General features: G+C 64.5%; 17 protein-coding genes. 6 read left to right on the top strand and 11 right to left on the bottom strand.

The features are described 5' to 3' along the window. Nucleotides 1-34: 34 nt before the first annotated feature. The 4 genes from CCX87_RS05485 to CCX87_RS05470 all read right to left on the bottom strand — a co-directional run bounded on the left by CCX87_RS05485 (nucleotide 35) and on the right by CCX87_RS05470 (nucleotide 3,956). Entirely contained in the window at nucleotides 35-367 is a 333-nt protein-coding gene (locus CCX87_RS05485; RefSeq protein WP_087744431.1) for a hypothetical protein, read from the bottom strand. A 16-nt stretch (nucleotides 368-383) separates the two neighbouring features. Further along, complete coding sequence (gene clpB / locus CCX87_RS05480) at nucleotides 384-2,990, bottom strand: ATP-dependent chaperone ClpB (protein WP_087744429.1); 2,607 nt, start codon at nucleotides 2,988-2,990, stop codon at nucleotides 384-386. 208 nt (nucleotides 2,991-3,198) lie between these two features. Continuing rightward, nucleotides 3,199-3,675, bottom strand: coding sequence for a molybdenum cofactor biosynthesis protein MoaE (locus tag CCX87_RS05475; protein WP_198314764.1), 477 nt, complete (start codon nucleotides 3,673-3,675; stop codon nucleotides 3,199-3,201). A 50-nt stretch (nucleotides 3,676-3,725) separates the two neighbouring features. Further along, nucleotides 3,726-3,956, bottom strand: a complete 231-nt coding sequence (locus CCX87_RS05470) for a hypothetical protein (RefSeq protein ID WP_086913003.1) — start codon at nucleotides 3,954-3,956, stop codon at nucleotides 3,726-3,728. Between the two features lie 68 nt (nucleotides 3,957-4,024). Between CCX87_RS05470 and CCX87_RS05465 the strand changes: the two genes are divergently transcribed. Both CCX87_RS05465 and CCX87_RS05460 read left to right on the top strand, forming a co-directional pair. After that, on the top strand, nucleotides 4,025-4,282 hold the full coding sequence (locus CCX87_RS05465) for a hypothetical protein (RefSeq protein ID WP_086913004.1): 258 nt from the start codon (nucleotides 4,025-4,027) through the stop codon (nucleotides 4,280-4,282). A 9-nt stretch (nucleotides 4,283-4,291) separates the two neighbouring features. Beyond that, nucleotides 4,292-4,651 (top strand): hypothetical protein, encoded by a 360-nt coding sequence (locus tag CCX87_RS05460; RefSeq protein ID WP_087744428.1) that lies wholly within the window; start codon nucleotides 4,292-4,294, stop codon nucleotides 4,649-4,651. Between the two features lie 12 nt (nucleotides 4,652-4,663). Here CCX87_RS05460 and moaD read toward each other — a convergent pair whose 3' ends face one another. The 6 genes from moaD to CCX87_RS05430 form a co-directional block, all read right to left on the bottom strand. Then, the gene (gene moaD / locus CCX87_RS05455) at nucleotides 4,664-4,915 is read right to left on the bottom strand and encodes a molybdopterin converting factor subunit 1 (RefSeq protein WP_087744426.1); all 252 of its coding nucleotides are present in this window, start codon (nucleotides 4,913-4,915) and stop codon (nucleotides 4,664-4,666) included. Next, nucleotides 4,912-6,144: a molybdopterin molybdotransferase MoeA gene (locus CCX87_RS05450; protein ID WP_087744424.1), complete on the bottom strand. Its 1,233-nt coding sequence runs from the start codon at nucleotides 6,142-6,144 to the stop codon at nucleotides 4,912-4,914. Before CCX87_RS05450 ends, moaD begins: the two co-directional genes overlap by 4 nt. Beyond that, on the bottom strand, nucleotides 6,141-6,710 hold the full coding sequence (mobB, locus tag CCX87_RS05445) for a molybdopterin-guanine dinucleotide biosynthesis protein B (protein ID WP_087744422.1): 570 nt from the start codon (nucleotides 6,708-6,710) through the stop codon (nucleotides 6,141-6,143). The genes CCX87_RS05450 and mobB overlap by 4 nt, the downstream gene beginning before the upstream one ends. Nucleotides 6,711-6,822: 112 nt before the next feature. Then, nucleotides 6,823-8,253 carry a threonine synthase gene (gene thrC / locus CCX87_RS05440; RefSeq protein ID WP_087744420.1) on the bottom strand — a complete coding sequence of 477 codons (1,431 nt, stop codon included), beginning with the start codon at nucleotides 8,251-8,253 and terminating at the stop codon, nucleotides 6,823-6,825. 41 nt (nucleotides 8,254-8,294) lie between these two features. Next, on the bottom strand, nucleotides 8,295-9,656 hold the full coding sequence (locus tag CCX87_RS05435; protein WP_087744418.1) for a homoserine dehydrogenase: 1,362 nt from the start codon (nucleotides 9,654-9,656) through the stop codon (nucleotides 8,295-8,297). A 71-nt stretch (nucleotides 9,657-9,727) separates the two neighbouring features. Then, nucleotides 9,728-10,957: a pyridoxal phosphate-dependent aminotransferase gene (locus tag CCX87_RS05430; protein WP_087744417.1), complete on the bottom strand. Its 1,230-nt coding sequence runs from the start codon at nucleotides 10,955-10,957 to the stop codon at nucleotides 9,728-9,730. A 157-nt stretch (nucleotides 10,958-11,114) separates the two neighbouring features. Between CCX87_RS05430 and CCX87_RS05425 the strand changes: the two genes are divergently transcribed. The 4 genes from CCX87_RS05425 to CCX87_RS05410 all read left to right on the top strand — a co-directional run bounded on the left by CCX87_RS05425 (nucleotide 11,115) and on the right by CCX87_RS05410 (nucleotide 14,447). Then, the gene (locus CCX87_RS05425) at nucleotides 11,115-11,495 is read left to right on the top strand and encodes an Mth938-like domain-containing protein (protein WP_087744415.1); all 381 of its coding nucleotides are present in this window, start codon (nucleotides 11,115-11,117) and stop codon (nucleotides 11,493-11,495) included. A gap of 134 nt (nucleotides 11,496-11,629) precedes the next feature. Further along, on the top strand, nucleotides 11,630-12,115 hold the full coding sequence (locus CCX87_RS05420) for a peroxiredoxin (RefSeq protein WP_087744413.1): 486 nt from the start codon (nucleotides 11,630-11,632) through the stop codon (nucleotides 12,113-12,115). Between the two features lie 182 nt (nucleotides 12,116-12,297). Beyond that, the gene (locus CCX87_RS05415; protein ID WP_087744411.1) at nucleotides 12,298-14,055 is read left to right on the top strand and encodes a PhoH family protein; all 1,758 of its coding nucleotides are present in this window, start codon (nucleotides 12,298-12,300) and stop codon (nucleotides 14,053-14,055) included. A gap of 2 nt (nucleotides 14,056-14,057) precedes the next feature. Beyond that, nucleotides 14,058-14,447: a hypothetical protein gene (locus tag CCX87_RS05410; protein ID WP_087744408.1), complete on the top strand. Its 390-nt coding sequence runs from the start codon at nucleotides 14,058-14,060 to the stop codon at nucleotides 14,445-14,447. 78 nt (nucleotides 14,448-14,525) lie between these two features. Here CCX87_RS05410 and dnaB read toward each other — a convergent pair whose 3' ends face one another. Next, on the bottom strand, nucleotides 14,526-15,944 hold the full coding sequence (gene dnaB / locus CCX87_RS05405; RefSeq protein ID WP_087744406.1) for a replicative DNA helicase: 1,419 nt from the start codon (nucleotides 15,942-15,944) through the stop codon (nucleotides 14,526-14,528). Nucleotides 15,945-16,077: the final 133 nt, after the last annotated feature.

Genomic DNA, 16,077 nt, shown 5'->3' with positions numbered 1-16,077 from the left:
AAACGTAAGAACTGTTTCTTACCCACTTCCGGCTTTACCGCCGTTCGCGCGGTTCCACATCCACCACATCATCAGCGCCGGGCAGCACGCCCGCGCGGCGTGCGGGCGTGTCGGCGGCAGGCGGGGGACGCGCCGCCGACCAGCGCTCGGTGGATCGGTACACCGTGCGCCAGCCCGTGCGCGGATCGACGCGCAGGGTCCAGGGCATGACGGGCCGGCCGGTGAGGCGTGCCCACAACGCACGCAACCCCCAGGCCAGCGCCAGCACCAGCATGGCAGCCAGCAAACTCAGAAACATCACCAGCCCGGCCACCACCAACACGGCCCGGATGAACCAGCGGGCCAGGCCCGTCAAAAAATCATTCAAACAACCTCCTTGGCCATCACGCCGACACGGGTGTGCCGAAGTGGAAAACGCCGGGCTCCAGCACCGGATCGACACCAACCGGGATCACGCTCTTGGGCGGGAAGCGCCCTTCCAGCAGCAGCTTGGACAGCGGGTTCTCGATGCGCTGCTGGATGGCCCGCTTGAGCGGCCGCGCACCAAACACCGGGTCGAACCCCACCTTGGCCAATTCTGCCAAGGCGGCGTCGGACACCTGCAACTCCAAATCCATCTTCGCCAGCCGGGTTTGCAGCAGCTGCAGCTGGATCTTGGCGATCTTGGCGATGTGCTGCGCGTCGAGCGCGTGGAACACCACCGTCTCGTCGATGCGGTTCAAAAACTCGGGGCGGAAATGGTTTTTCAGCTCGCCCCACACCGCTTCCTTGATGTCCTCGCTGTCCTGCCCCACCATGGCCTGGATCAGGTGCGAGCCGATGTTGCTCGTCATCACGATCACGGTGTTCTTGAAGTCCACGGTGCGGCCCTGGCCGTCCGTCAGGCGGCCGTCGTCCAGCACCTGCAAGAGCACGTTGAACACGTCCGGGTGGGCCTTTTCCACCTCGTCGAGCAGCAGCACGCTGTAGGGCTTGCGGCGCACGGCCTCAGTGAGGTAGCCGCCCTCTTCATAGCCCACATAGCCCGGAGGCGCGCCAATCAAGCGTGCAACGCTATGCTTTTCCATGAACTCGCTCATGTCGATGCGGATCAGGTGGTCTTCGCTGTCAAACAAAAAGCCCGCCAGCGCCTTGCACAGCTCGGTCTTGCCCACGCCCGTGGGGCCGAGGAACAAAAAGCTGCCCGTGGGGCGGTTCGGGTCCGACAGGCCCGAGCGCGAGCGGCGAATCGCGTTGGCCACGGCGGCAATCGCCTCGTTCTGGCCCACCACGCGCTCGTGCAGCCGGGTTTCCATCTGCAAGAGCTTGTCTTTTTCGCCCTGCATCATCTTGGCCACGGGAATGCCGGTGGCGCGGCTCACCACCTCGGCGATTTCCTCGGCGCCCACCTGGGTGCGCAGCAGGCGGTTGGGCTGGGCCGCACCATCTTTGCCTTCTTCCTTGGCCTGGGCTTCCTTGAGCTGCTTTTCCAGCTCGGGCAGCTTGCCGTATTGCAGCTCTGCCACCTTGTTGAAGTCGCCCTTGCGCTTGAGTTCCTCGATCTGCTGCTTGACCTGCTCGACCTGCTCGCGCACATGCTGGCTGCCCTGGGCTTGGGCCTTCTCGGACTGCCAGATTTCGTCAAGGTCGGCAATTTCCTTTTGCAGGGATGCAATCTCTTCCTCGATCAGGCCAAAGCGCTTTTGCGAGGCTTCGTCCTTCTCGCGGCGCACGGCCTCGCGCTCGATCTGCAGCTGGATCAGCCGGCGGTCGAGCTTGTCCATCACCTCGGGCTTGGAGTCGATCTCGATCTTGATCTTCGATGCCGCCTCGTCGATCAGGTCAATCGCCTTGTCGGGCAGGAAGCGGTCGGTGATGTAGCGGTGGCTCAGCTCGGCGGCGGCGACGATGGCCGGGTCGGTGATCTCCACGCCATGGTGCAGCTCGTATTTTTCCTGCAGGCCGCGCAGGATGGCAATCGTCGCCTCCACCGTGGGCTCGCCCACCAGGATCTTCTGAAAGCGCCGCTCCAGCGCCGCGTCTTTTTCGATGTACTTGCGGTATTCGTCGAGCGTGGTGGCGCCCACGCAGTGCAGCTCGCCACGCGCCAGCGCGGGCTTGAGCATGTTGCCCGCGTCCATCGCGCCCTCGGCCTTGCCGGCGCCCACCATGGTGTGCAGTTCGTCGATGAAAACGATGGTCTGCCCTTCGTCCTGCGCCAATTCCTTGAGCACGGTTTTCAGGCGCTCCTCGAACTCGCCACGGTACTTGGCCCCGGCCAGCAGCGCCGCCATGTCCAGGCTCAGCACACGCTTGCCCTTGAGCGACTCGGGCACCTCGCCCGCCACGATGCGCTGGGCCAGGCCTTCAACAATGGCCGTCTTGCCCACGCCGGGCTCGCCGATCAGCACCGGGTTGTTCTTGGTGCGCCGCTGCAGCACCTGGATGGCGCGGCGGATCTCATCGTCGCGGCCGATCACCGGGTCGAGCTTGCCCATTCGGGCGCGCTCGGTCAGGTCAATGCAGTATTTCTTGAGGGCTTCGCGCTGGCCCTCAGCCTCGGCGCTGTCCATCTTCTGGCCGCCGCGCACGGCGTCAATGGCGGCTTCCAGACTTTTGCGCGTGAGGCCGTTTTCCTTGGCGATGCGCGCGGCCTCGCCCTTGCTGTCGATCACGGCCAGCAAAAACAGCTCGCTGGCAATGAACTGATCGCCGCGCTTGATGGCTTCTTTTTCAGTGGCCTGCAGCACGCGGCCCAGCTCGGGCCCGCCCTGCACCTGGTCGTTGCCTTGCACCTGCGGCAGCCGCTTGACGGCCGCCTCGGCTGCCGCCAGCAGGCCGGGCACATTGACCCCGGCACGTTGCAGCAGCGCCTTGGGGCCGTCGTCCTGTTGCAGCATGGCCTGCAGCACATGCACAGGCTCGATGTAGGCGTGGTCATTGCCCAGCGCAATGCTTTGCGCGTCGCTCAGGGCTTCCTGGAACTTGGTGGTGAATTTGTCGAGACGCATGGTCCATATCCTCCGAATTGCAGAGCACTTGAGGCAGTGTGTGCCTGATTTCAAGACAGTGCCGCGGCGGCAGGATTGACCTGCATCAGTGAATCATCCAGGCGCCATCGCCGTCGAAACTACTGTTTTGATAGCTACCAGCGCTTTACCAACAAGCGCTTGCGGGCAATTTCATCCAAATTTTCAGTTCGGGGCAGCGATACGGGCTTCAGGCATTGCTCGCCGTGATGCCCCAGCGCGCCAGCGCGGCGTCGTCGCTCACGCGCGCGTCCACCCAGCGGGCGCCCTGCGCGGTCTGCTCTTTCTTCCAGAACGGCGCCTGGGTCTTGAGGTAGTCCATCAAGAACTCGCAGGCCTGAAAGCTCTGGCCCCGGTGGGCGCTGGTCACCGCCACCAGCACGATCTGGTCGAGCGGCTGCAGCAGCCCCACGCGGTGGATCACGCGGGCGCCAAAGATGTCAAAGCGCCCAAAGGCCTCGTCCACCATGGCTTCGATGGATTTTTCGGTCATGCCGGGGTAATGCTCCAGCTCCATCGAGGCCACGGCGTCGCCCTCGTTGCGGTCGCGCACCGTGCCCACAAAGCTGCAGACCGCCCCCACGCCCTTGTCACCACGCCGCAGGGCGTTGAGTTCGGCAGACACATCAAAGTCTTGCGTCTGGATGGATACACGGGGCAGGTTCATGGCAGGCTCAACAACGGGCGAAATCATGGGCGGGACGATCGCATCAGCCATCACGGCGAACGGTGCAGGCGCGGTGCGGCAAGCAGCGCACGCTCTTCCTCCACCACCTGCTGCAGCTGCTGCAGCGCGGGCGATGGCGGCAGCTGGGCCAACAGCCCCTGCAAGCGCGTAACGTCGCCCACGCTGGGTGCCACCTTGATCTGCGCCGAAGCCGCCGCCAGGTTGCCGCTGCGCACCAGCGCCATCACCTTGGCGGGCCATTCACTCTTGGTTCGTGCCATGGGAAGGTTTTTTGAAGGGAAAAGGGATTGTCTGTAGCATTCGCCCGCACTGTAACCCCAACCCGCCCATGGCCACGCAAACCATCACCACCGCCAGCTACAAGCTGTTTCCGTCACCCCGCAACCAGCACCGCAACGCCGTCTTCGAGCACGAAGTGTTTGTGCCCCACCCCTATGCACTGATCGATCTGCCCAGCATGCACCTGGCCGGCAAATACACCCTGTTTGCGGCCTGCCGGCTGTCGGACATGAAGATGGGGCAGTTGGTGACGTTCGAGCTGGCGGCCGATGGGGTGAAATTCGAGCGGCTGTTCACCCCCGACTGAGCATTGCCCATGGACGACGACAACCAGATCCACGTCCCGCCCTCCTTCATGGCGGTGTACAGCGACGCCCGCGGGCGGCTGACTGAAAAGGCCAATGGGGTGCGCACCCGCTATGAGCTGTGCGAAGACCTGGCAGGCCACCTGGTAGAGCACGCACAGACGCTGTACCACGTACAGGCGCCGTCCGAGGCCGAGATTTTGCGGCGCATCCATGCCGGCCTGTGCACGGCCGAATCGGGCGTATCGGCGCCCGAAGCCACCTGGATCGTCACGCGGCTGGCCGAGTTGCTGGCGTGGCCCTGCCCGGAACTGCGGGCGCCGCAGCCAGAGCCGGCAGCAGACGCGCCCCTGCAGCCACCGGCGCGCTAAAACAGATTGCTGTCAGCCGCCCGTCACCGGCGGAAAGAAGGCGACTTCGGCCCCGTCGGCCAGGGCAGCCGACTCGTCGCTGAGTACCTGGTTGAGCGCCAGGCGCACGGCCTTGCCGCGGGCCAGGCTGGCGGCATGGGCACCGCCACGGGCGATGAGTTCGTCGCGCAGCGCGCCCAGCGTGGCGGCAGAGGTATCGACCGCCTCGCTGCCTTGGCCAATGGCCTCGCGGATCGAGGCAAAGTAACGCACGGTAACCTTCATGACAGCAGCTCCGAAAACGCGATGAACCGCACGGTGTCACCGGCGGCAATCGTCTGGCCGGCCGGGTTGTCCACCACGCCATCGCCCCAGGCGGCCGAGGTGAGCACGCCCGAGCTCTGGTTGTTGAACAGGTCGAGCCCGCCCGCCGCGTTGTGCCGCACGCGCAAAAATTCGCGGCGTTTATCGGCCTTAGCCCAGGTGAAATCAGCACGGGCAGCTATGATTTGAGGAGCAACGCTGTGCACGCCCTGCAGCCGCAACACAAACGGCCGCACCAGCAGCGCAAAAGTCAGAAAGCTCGACACCGGGTTGCCCGGCAGGCCCATGAAATGCGCGCGGCCGTTGTCGCGCGGAATCTGGCCGTAGGCAAACGGCTTGCCGGGTTTCATGGCGATCTGCCACAAATCGAGCGTGCCCAGCGTTTCCACAGCGGGCTTGATGTGGTCTTCCTCGCCCACGCTCACGCCGCCACTCGTCAGGATCAGGTCGTGCACGTTGCTGGCCTGGCGCAGGGCGTCGATGGTGGTGTCGCGCCGGTCGGGCACGATGCCGAAGTCCGTCACCTCGCAGCCCAGGCGCAGCAGCATGGCGCGCAGAAAAAACCGGTTGCTGTTGTAGATGGCGCCAGGGCGCATCTGCGCGGGCGGCACATCGCCGGGCATGACCAGTTCGTCGCCGGTGGAGAACAGCGCCACGCGCGGGCGGCGGGCCACCTGCAGCTGGTGCATTCCGATGCTGGCGGCCAGGCCCAGCTCGGCGGGCGTCAGGCGCGTGCCGGCCTGCAGCACCACGGCGCCGCGCGTGATGTCTTCGCCAGCGCGGCGAATCCACTGGCCCGGCCGCGGCACGGCGTTGATGCGCACGCGGCCATCTTCCAGTGCATTGCAGTCTTCTTGCATCAGGATGGCGTCGGCGCCCGCCGGCACGGGGGCGCCGGTGAAGATGCGCGCGGCCGTGCCGGGCTGCAGGGGCTCGCCCGCGCTGCCCGCTGCAATGCGCTGCGACACGGGCAGTTCCACGCCCACAGCCGCCACATCGGCGCAGCGCACGGCGTAACCGTCCATCGCGCTGTTGTCCTGCGGCGGCACATGCAGCACCGAGGTGCAGTCCTGCGCCAGCACGCGGCCGTCGGCATCGAAGGTGGTGACCATGTCGGCGCCTGCCAGCGGCACCGCATGGCCGAGCAGCTCGGTCAGGGCGTCATCGAGCGGCTTGAGCGGCTGCTTCATTGGGGGGCGCATGGCAACAGGTCTCCGTGCAGGTCCCACTGGTAGTCAAAGCGGTCGGCATGCTGCAACAGCCAGTCGACCACCTGGGCGGGCGCGTTGAGGTCGAGCACGGGCCGCTGGGTGGGCACGGGCAGCTGCCCGGGGGCGTCGGTGGCCACGGCCACGATGAAGCAGTCGTTGGGGTAGCGCACCGGCCGGGCCACCTGGCCGGGCTCGGGGGCCCGCCAGACCTCGATCTTGGGCAGATCGCTTTCCTTGAAGCCTTCGACCAGCACCCAGTCCACCCCCTGGTAGAGCTCGGCCAGCAACTGGTGCACGCTGAGCTGGGCGGGTTGCTCGAACTCGCGGATCAGGGCCAGGCGCCGGTCTGACGCCGCCACCACCTCGAAGGCGCCCGCCTCGCGGTGGCGGTAAGTGTCCTTGCCCGCATGGTCGATGTCGAAACTGTGGTGCGCATGTTTGACCACCGACACGCGCAGCCCGCGCAGCCGCAGCTCGGGGATGACCTGCTCGACCAGCGTGGTCTTGCCGCTGCCGGAGAAACCGGCAAAGCCTACAACCTTCATCCAATGCTCCTCTGAATAGCTATGCTATTTATAGCTGCCTGCGCTTTACAGACAAGCGCTAGGGGCATTTTTCATTCAAATCCATGGTGGCCGCTGCACGCTTGCCCGCCGCTCACTGGCAATGCCGTTCGATATACGCCTTGACCAGCAGCACATCGGCCGGCATGACCTGCACGCGCTTGGGCAACGCCTCGATGCCGGCAAACTTTTCGGGCCGCTCGGGCGCATGGCCCAGGGCCTCCTGGATGGTCTCGGCAAACTTGATGGGCAGGGCCGTTTCCAGCACGATCATCGGCACCGCCGGGTTGCCCCGGTGCTCACGCGCCACCTTCACGCCATCGGCGGTGTGGGTGTCGATGGTCACGCCAAAGCGGCTGTAGGTGTCGCGGATGGTGGCCAGGCGATCGGCGTGCGTGCTCTTGCCGCTTTCAAAGCCGTATTTGGCCGCCGCTTCGGCAAACAGCGGGTCGGCGCTCAGATCGAACCGGCCATAGGTTTGCAACGCGGCGCTGAACAAGGCCTTGGTGCGCTGGCCATTGCGCCCGAGCAGGTCAAAAATGAAGCGCTCGAAGTTGCTGGCCTTGCTGATGTCCATCGAGGGGCTCGATGTTTCGTGCGTGTCGGCGCTGCTGCGCACGCGGTAGACGCCGGTGCGAAAGAACTCGTCGAGCACGTCGTTTTCGTTGGTGGCCACCACCAGCTTGTCGATGGGCAGGCCCATGCTGCGCGCCACATGGCCGGCGCAGATGTTGCCAAAGTTGCCGCTGGGCACGGTGAAGCTGACCTTCTGGTCGTTGGTTTCCGTAGCTTGCAGATAGCCCGCGAAGTAGTACACCACCTGCGCCAACAGGCGCGCCCAATTGATGGAGTTGACGGTGCCAATCTTGTATTGGCGCTTGAAGGCCAGGTCGTTGCTGACGGCCTTGACGATGTCCTGGCAGTCGTCAAACACGCCTTCGATGGCGATGTTGTGGATGTTCTCGTCCTGCAGGCTGAACATCTGCGCCTGCTGAAAGGCGCTCATGCGGCCGTGCGGGCTGGTCATGAAGACGCGCACGCCCTCTTTTCCGCGCATGGCGTATTCGGCGGCGCTGCCGGTGTCGCCGCTGGTGGCGCCCAGGATGTTGAGCTGCTCGCCACGGCGCTTCAATTCGTACTCGAACAGGTTGCCCAGCAACTGCATGGCCATGTCCTTGAAAGCCAGCGTGGGGCCGTTGGACAGGGCTTCGAGCCACAGGCCGTCTTCGAGGTGTCGCAGCGGCACGATCTCGCCGGTGCCAAACACTTCAGCGGTGTACGTTTTGGCGCACAGGGCTTTCAGGTCGGCGGCGGGGATGTCGTCGATGTAGAGCGACAGGATCTGGAACGCCAGCTCAGCGTAGCCCTGCTCGTGGTAGGCCTTGCGCAGGCGCGTGAGCATGGCGTCGTCCACCTGCGGGTAATGCTCGGGCAGGTACAGGCCACCATCGGGCGCCAGGCCTTCGAGCAGGATGTCGCAGAAATGCTTGCGGTCGGGGTGGCCGCGTGTGGAGAGGTACAGCATGGCGTTCGTTGTGCTCGTTGTGCTCGTTGTGCTTGCGGCGCTCAGTTCAGCTCTTCCTTGCGGATGCGTGTGATGGGGGCCAGCACCGTGGGCAGGGCCTGCATCTGGGCGATGGCGTCGTTCATGGTGCCTTCGCGCGTGTCGTGCGTGAGGATGATGAGGTCGGTCTGCGTGGAGCCCTCGCCGCCCACTTCGTCGGCCTCGCGCTGCAGCACGGCGTCGATGCTGATGCCGGCACCGGCCAGGATGCCAGTCACCTTGGCCAACACACCGGCCTGGTCGGCCACGCGCAGGCGCAGGTAGTAGCTGGTGACCACTTCGCTCATGGGCAGCACGGGCAGCTCGTTCATGGCCTGGTCCAGCGTGTGCGGCTGGAAGGCCAGGTGTGGCACGCGGTTGAGCGGGTCCACCGTGTGCAGGCGCGTGATGTCCACCAGGTCGGCAATCACGGCGCTGGCGGTGGGCTCGGAGCCCGCACCCTTGCCGTAGTACAGCGTGGCGCCCACGGCGTCGCCCTGCACCACCACGGCATTCATGGCGCCTTCCACATTGGCGATCAGGCGCTTGGACGGCACCAGGCTGGGGTGCACGCGCAGCTCGATGCCACCAACGGCTTTGCCGGCGGCATCGGTTCTTTCCACGCGCTTGGTGATGCCCAGCAGCTTGATGCGGTAGCCCAGTTGCTCGGCGTATTTGATGTCGGTGGCGCTGAGCTGGGTGATGCCTTCGACATAGGCCTTGTCGAACTGCACCGGGATGCCAAAGGCGATCGCGCTCATCAGCGTGACCTTGTGCGCGGCGTCCACGCCTTCGATGTCGAAGGTGGGGTCGGCCTCGGCGTAGCCCAGGCGCTGCGCTTCTTTCAGCACCACGGCAAAGTCCAGGCCCTTGTCGCGCATCTCGCTCAGGATGAAGTTGGTTGTGCCGTTGATGATGCCGGCCAGCCACTGGATGCGGTTGGCAGTCAGCCCTTCGCGCAGCGCCTTGATGATGGGGATGCCGCCAGCCACGGCGGCTTCAAACGCCACCATCACGCCCTTGGCCGACGCGGCGGCAAAAATTTCGGTGCCATGCACGGCCAGCAGCGCCTTGTTGGCCGTGACCACATGCTTGCCGGCCGCAATGGCTTCGAGCACCAGCGCCTTGGCAATGCCGTAGCCGCCGATCAGCTCGATGACGATGTCGATCTCGGGGTTGGCGATGATGGCGCGCGCGTCGCTCACCACGTGCACGCCGTCGCCCACCACCTTTTTGGCGCGCTCCACGTCGAGGTCGGCCACCATGGCGATCTCGATGCCACGGCCCGCCCGGCGGCGGATTTCTTCCTGGTTGCGTTGCAGCACGTTGAAGACGCCGCTGCCGACGGTGCCAATGCCCAGCAGGCCTACTTGGATGGGTTTCATGAGAGTTTTATCAGTCAAAATTGGCTCTAGCGCTTATACAGCAAGCGCTAGCAGCTATCAAAAAAAGAGTATCAGTCGGTGCCGAACCGCTTGCGGTATTGCGCCAGAAAGCGCGCCACGCGAGCAATGGCCTCGCGCAGGTCGGCCTCATGGGGCAAAAACACGATGCGGAAATGGTCCGGAGCAGGCCAGTTGAAACCCGTGCCCTGCACCAGCATGACCTTGGTCTCCTGCAGCAGCTCCAGAAAGAACTGCTGGTCGTCCTTGATCGGATAAATCGCCGGATCAAGGCGCGGAAACATATACAGCGCCGCCTGCGGCTTTACGCAGGTCACGCCGGGAATGGCGGTGATGAGTTCATAGGCCAGGTCGCGCTGCTTGCGCAGGCGCCCGCCCTCGCCCACCAGCTCATTGATGCTCTGGTAGCCGCCCAGCGCCGTCTGCACGGCCCACTGGCCGGGCACGTTGGCGCACAGGCGCATGTTCGAGAGCATGTTCAGGCCCTCGATGTAATCGCGGGCGGGTTTCTTGTCGCCCGACACCACCAGCCAGCCCGCGCGGTAGCCGCAGGATCGGTAGCTTTTGGACAGCGAGTTGAAGGTGAGTGTGAGCACGTCCTCGCTCAACGAGCCGATGGCCGTGTGCTTGGCGCCGTCGTACAACACCTTGTCGTACACCTCGTCAGCAAAAATGACCAGGCCATGCTCGCGGGCGATGGCGACGATGCCCTTGAGCAGCTCGTCCGAATACAGGGCGCCGGTGGGGTTGTTGGGGTTGATGACCACGATGCCCTTGGTCTGGGGCGTGACCTTGGAGCGGATGTCGTCGAGGTCCGGCATCCAGCCGTTGGCTTCGTCGCACAGGTAATGCACGGGCGTGCCGCCCGACAAGCTGGCCGCCGCCGTCCACAGCGGGTAATCGGGCGAGGGCAGCAGCAGCTCGTCGCCGGTGTCGAGCAGCGCATTGGTGGCCATCACGATGAGCTCGCTGGCGCCATTGCCCAGGTAGATATCGCCGAGCGTGACGCCCTTGATGCCCTGCTTTTGCGTCTCGTGCATCACGGCCTTGCGCGCCGCGAAAATACCCTTGCTGTCCGAATAACCGGCCGAATTGGGCAGGTTGCGGATCATGTCCTGCTGGATCTCTTCAGGGGCATCGAAGCCAAACACCGCCAGGTTGCCGATGTTGAGCTTGATGATCTTGTGGCCGTCTTCCTCCATCTGCCGGGCCGCGTCCATGATGGGGCCCCGGATGTCGTAGCAGACGTTGGCGAGCTTGGCGGATTTGTGGACGGTTTTCATGGGCTGACGGTGGAATGCGGTGGGGCCAGAGACCTGCCAGCGCCCGGGGCGCCTTGGCGAAACCTATAATTTGACCACAGATCGACCGCGCCCCAGAGGCCACAGCGCCCCGCAAAGCCCCGCCCCGCGGCCCGCGCCAACCCAACCCAGCCCTCGCATGAAATTCCAGCCCGAACCGTCCACCGCGCAGACCATCCGTGCCTACGGCCCCGGCTGGATCGGTGTGGATGCGGAAAAGATCACGACCAGCATCATCCTGGGCTCGGGCGGCCTGCGCATGGTCTGGCCCTGCGCCCGCTTCGAAGACCTGACGCCAGACCATTTCGCCCAGCTGGCCACGCTGGAAGCGGAACTGATCGTCTTTGGCAGCGGCCTACGCAACCGCTTTCCGCCGCCGGCCTGGCTGCAGCCGCTGATGGCCCGGCGCCTGGGCCTGGAAACCATGGACACCCCCGCCGCCTGCCGCACCTACAACATCCTCGCCAGCGAAGGCCGCAATGTCGTGGCCGCGCTCATCCTGGAATCACCCGGGTCTTAGAGAAGGCCTTGGAGATTGGTCCTGGGGCGTTTTCAGGGTAAAATCACGGGTTGCGGTCGGGGGCACCACCAAGATCAATAACACCCCAGCTCCCCCGGCTTTTCAACGACTACATCCTGAGAGATTGAAGTGCTATGGCGATCGTTGTCAACAAACCCCTCCCTGAATTTGAAGCCAACGCGACCGGCGGAATCAAGGTCTCCAACACCTCCCACCTCGGCCAGATTGTGATTCTGTACTTCTATCCCAAGGACAACACACCTGGCTGCACCACGGAAGCCATGCAGTTCCGGGACAAGTACAAGGACTTCGCGAAAGCGGGCGCTGCCGTTTTCGGCGTGTCGCGCGACAACATGAAGTCGCACGACGAGTTCAAGGAAAAGCTGGAGCTGCCCTTCGAGCTCATCGCTGACACCGAAGAAAAAATGTGCCACATGTTCGGCGTGGTCAAGAACAAGATCATGTACGGCAAGAAGGTCAAGGGCATCGAGCGCAGCACCTTCCTGATCGGCCCCGACGGCATTCTTCAAAATGAATGGCGCGGCCTCAAGGTGCCAGGCCACGTGGAAGAAGTGCTCAAGGCCGTCAAGACCATCAAGGCCCTGAAAAAGGCCGCCTGAAGCTCTACGCTGCAGGCTCCCCCACACGGACTGCGGACACCTTCCGCGGTCCGACATGGTGAATGGGCATAATGGTTCAATGCTTCTGAAAACAGCCACGCTTTTTTCCTCCCCCCCAAGCCGCCTTGGCCTCCAGGCGGCTTTTTGCTTTCTGAACACCCACTGACCGAGGCCCTGCCAACATGCCCCTGCCCCCCGCCCCCAGCCGGCGCGCTGCCCTGCTTGCGCCCGAAGACTACGAAGCCAGCGCGCCCCCCCGTCATACGGAAAATCTGCTCCCCGACGTTGCCATCAAGGCAGAACCGGCCAGCCGCGTCGGCCGCAAGAGCGAACGCAGCCAGGCCGCCGCCGTCGAGCTGGCCGCGGCGCCCGCGCTCATCCAGGTAGAGACCAAGTCACGCACACCGGCACCCGCCCCCGAGCCAGCCGTCGCCCCCGCACCGGCCGCGCGCCGTACCAACCGGACACGCAGCAACGGCTCCAGCAAAACCGCCGCCACCGTGCCCACGGCCCCCGTTGCTTCGCGCAGCAAAAAATCAGCACCACAAGGGCCGACCAAGCTGTTTGTGCTGGACACCAACGTGCTGCTGCACGACCCGACCAGCCTGTTCCGCTTCGAGGAACATGACATCTTCCTGCCGATGATCGTGCTGGAAGAGCTTGACGGGCACAAGAAAGGCATGACCGAAGTGGCGCGCAATGGCCGCCAGACCAGCCGCACGCTGGATGCACTGGCAGGCGTCCATGGTGCCGACATCGCACACGGCCTCAAGCTCGACTCCACTGGCCAGCGCGCCGCCGGCGGCCACCTGTTCTTCCAGACAGTGCCGCTCGACTACAGCCTGCCCACCAGCCTGCCGCAAGGCAAGGCCGACAACCAGATCTTGGGCGTGGTGGAAGCCCTGCGCAAACTGCATGCGCCGCGCGAGGTGGTGCTGGTGTCCAAGGACATCAACATGCGCGTCAAGGCGCGCGCGCTGGGACTGAACGCCGAGGACTACCAGAACGACAAGACGCTGGAAGACGGCGACCTGCTCTACTCCGGCGTGCTGGCCCTGCCCACTGATTTCTGGGTGAAAAGCGGCAAGAACGTGGAAAGCTGGCAAAGCGGCGCGCACACCTACTACCGCATCGGCGGCCCCATCGTGCCGCAACTGCTGATCAACCAGTTCGTCTACTTCGAGGCACCGGGCGAGCCCAGCCTGTTTGCCCGGGTCAGCGAAATCCGCGAGAAGACCGCGGTGCTGCAAACGCTCAAGGACTATGGCTCGGCCAAGCACGCGGTGTGGGGCGTGACCACGCGCAACCGCGAGCAGAACTACGCCATGAACCTGCTCATGGACCCGGAGGTCGATTTCGTCACGCTGACCGGCACGGCCGGCACCGGCAAGACCCTGCTGGCGCTGGCCGCCGGCCTCACGCAGGTGCTGGACGACCGCCGCTACACCGAAATCATCATGACCCGCGCCACCGTGAGCGTGGGCGAGGACATCGGTTTTCTGCCCGGCACCGAAGAGGAAAAGATGGGCCCGTGGATGGGCGCGCTGGACGACAACCTCGAATTTCTGGCCAAGGGCGACGGCGGCAACGCGGGCGAATGGGGCCGCGCCGCCACCAATGAGCTCATCCGCAGCCGCATCAAGATCAAGAGCATGAACTTCATGCGCGGGCGCACCTTCCTGAACAAGTACGTGATCATCGACGAAGCGCAGAACCTGACGCCCAAGCAGATGAAGACGCTCATCACGCGCGCCGGCCCGGGCACCAAGATCATCTGCATGGGCAACCTGGCGCAGATCGACACGCCTTACCTCACCGAAGGCTCTTCGGGCCTGACCTACGCCGTGGACCGCTTCAAGGGCTGGCCGCACAGCGGCCACATCACCCTGGCACGCGGTGAACGCTCACGCCTGGCAGACTTTGCCAGCGAGGTACTCTGAAGATGGCGCTCGGCTGGGTTGCAGCCCTCAAGCTGGTGCCCTGGGGCGACGTCCTGGAGGCGACGCCCCAGATTCTGCAGGCGGCCAAAAAGCTGCTGGGCAGCACGCGCCAGGGCACGGCAGATGCCGCTGCGGGCACGCTGGCGGGTGCGGGCGACGCAGCAGCCACGCCCCCGGTCGCACTGCAGCTGCAGCAATTGCGCGAACGCGTGGCACGGCTGGAGCAGGAGCAGCAAGAGTCCGCCGTCCTGATCCAGTCCCTGGCCGAACAGAATGCCCAGGTGGTGCAGGCGGTGGAAGTGCTGCGCCTGCGCAACCAGCGCCTCACGGCAGTCATCGCGGTGCTGGGGGCGGGATGCGTGGGGCTGGTCGTGTGGGCATTGCGGCAGTAGCGCTGTCGGCCCCTGCACAAACGCTTCAATTTTGATAGCTGCTAGCGCTTACCTAGAAAGCGCTAGCAGCTATTTTTATTAGAAATCGTCGCCCGAGCCCATCGCCAGGCTCTCGAAGCGCGTCTGCGACTTCTGGAAGAACAGCTTCACGGTGCCGGTGGGACCGTTACGCTGTTTGCCGATGATGACCTCGGCCACGTTCGGCTCCTTGCTGTCCTTGTTGTAATAGTCGTCGCGGTAGATGAACATGATGATGTCGGCATCCTGCTCGATGGCGCCGGATTCGCGCAGATCGCTCATCATGGGGCGCTTGTCGGTGCGCTGCTCCACCGAGCGGTTGAGCTGCGACAGCGCAATCACCGGGCACTGCAGCTCCTTGGCCAGCATCTTCAGGCCGCGCGAAATTTCGCCCAGCTCGGTGGCCCGGTTTTCACCCTGCGAGCCGCTGGAGCCACTCATCAGCTGCAAATAGTCCACCACGATCAGGCCCAGCTTGCCGCACTGGCGCGCCAGGCGCCGTGCGTTGGCGCGCAGCTCCGATGGCGTGAGACCCGGCGTTTCATCGATGTGCAGCGACACGGTGCGCAGCTTTTCGATGGCTTCGGTCAGGCGCGGCCATTCCTCATCGCTCAACTTGCCGGTGCGCAGATTGCCCTGGTTGATGCGGCCAATCGAGCCCACGATACGCACGGCCAGCTGCGCTGCGCCCATTTCCATCGAGAAAATGGCCACGGGCAGGCCTTCGTTGAGCGCCACATGCTCGGCAATGTTCACGGCAAACGCCGTCTTGCCCATGGACGGGCGCGCGGCCAGCACCACCATGTCGCCAGCCTGCAGGCCGGAAGTCATGCGGTCCAGGTCGATGAACCCGGTGGGCACGCCGGTGATGTCGTTGGGGTTGTCGGCCATCTCCTGCACGCGGTCGAGCAGGTCCACCACCAGGGTGTCCATGGCCTGAAAGCCCTGCTTCATGCGCGAGCCTTCTTCACCGATGTTGAAGATCTTTTGCTCGGCCTCGTCGAGGATCTTGTCCACCGGCTTGCCCTGCGGATTGAAGGCGTTGGTGGCGATTTCATCGCTGGCCGTGACCAGCTTGCGCAGGATGGCCCGCTCGCGCACGATTTCGGCGTAGCGGCGGATATTGCTGGCGCTGGGCACATATTGCGCCAGGTTGTTCAGATACCCCAGGCCACCGATTTCCTCGGCCTTGCCCAGCCCCTGCAGCTGTTCATACACCGTGATCACGTCGGCCGGCTTGCTGCCATTGATCAGGCCGCCAATGGCGGCGTAGATCAGCTTGTGCTCGTAGCGATAGAAGTCGCCATCCTTGAGCAGATCGCCCACGCGATCCCATGCGTTGTTGTCGAGCAGCAGCCCGCCGAGCACGCTCGACTCCGCCTCGATCGAGTGCGGGGGCACGCGCAGCTGGGCAATCTCGCGGTCCGGCATGGACGGGGCGAAACCGTGGTCTTCGAGCGGGGGGAAAACAGCGGACATGGGGTTCCTTGGGGCAAGCTTTCAATGCTAGCGCAGAGCAGCCTGACGGGATGGGGACAAGCCTGTGGACAACCAGGGGGCAGACTGTGGGTGACCCTGTATGGACGCAGCGCACCAAAAACAAAAGCCGCCC

Source organism: Acidovorax sp. T1 (assembly GCF_002176815.1).
In the GTDB taxonomy this organism is placed as follows: domain Bacteria; phylum Pseudomonadota; class Gammaproteobacteria; order Burkholderiales; family Burkholderiaceae_C; genus Acidovorax.
Note: the sequence above shows the minus strand (reverse complement) of the source record. Positions and strands in the feature narration are given on the sequence as shown.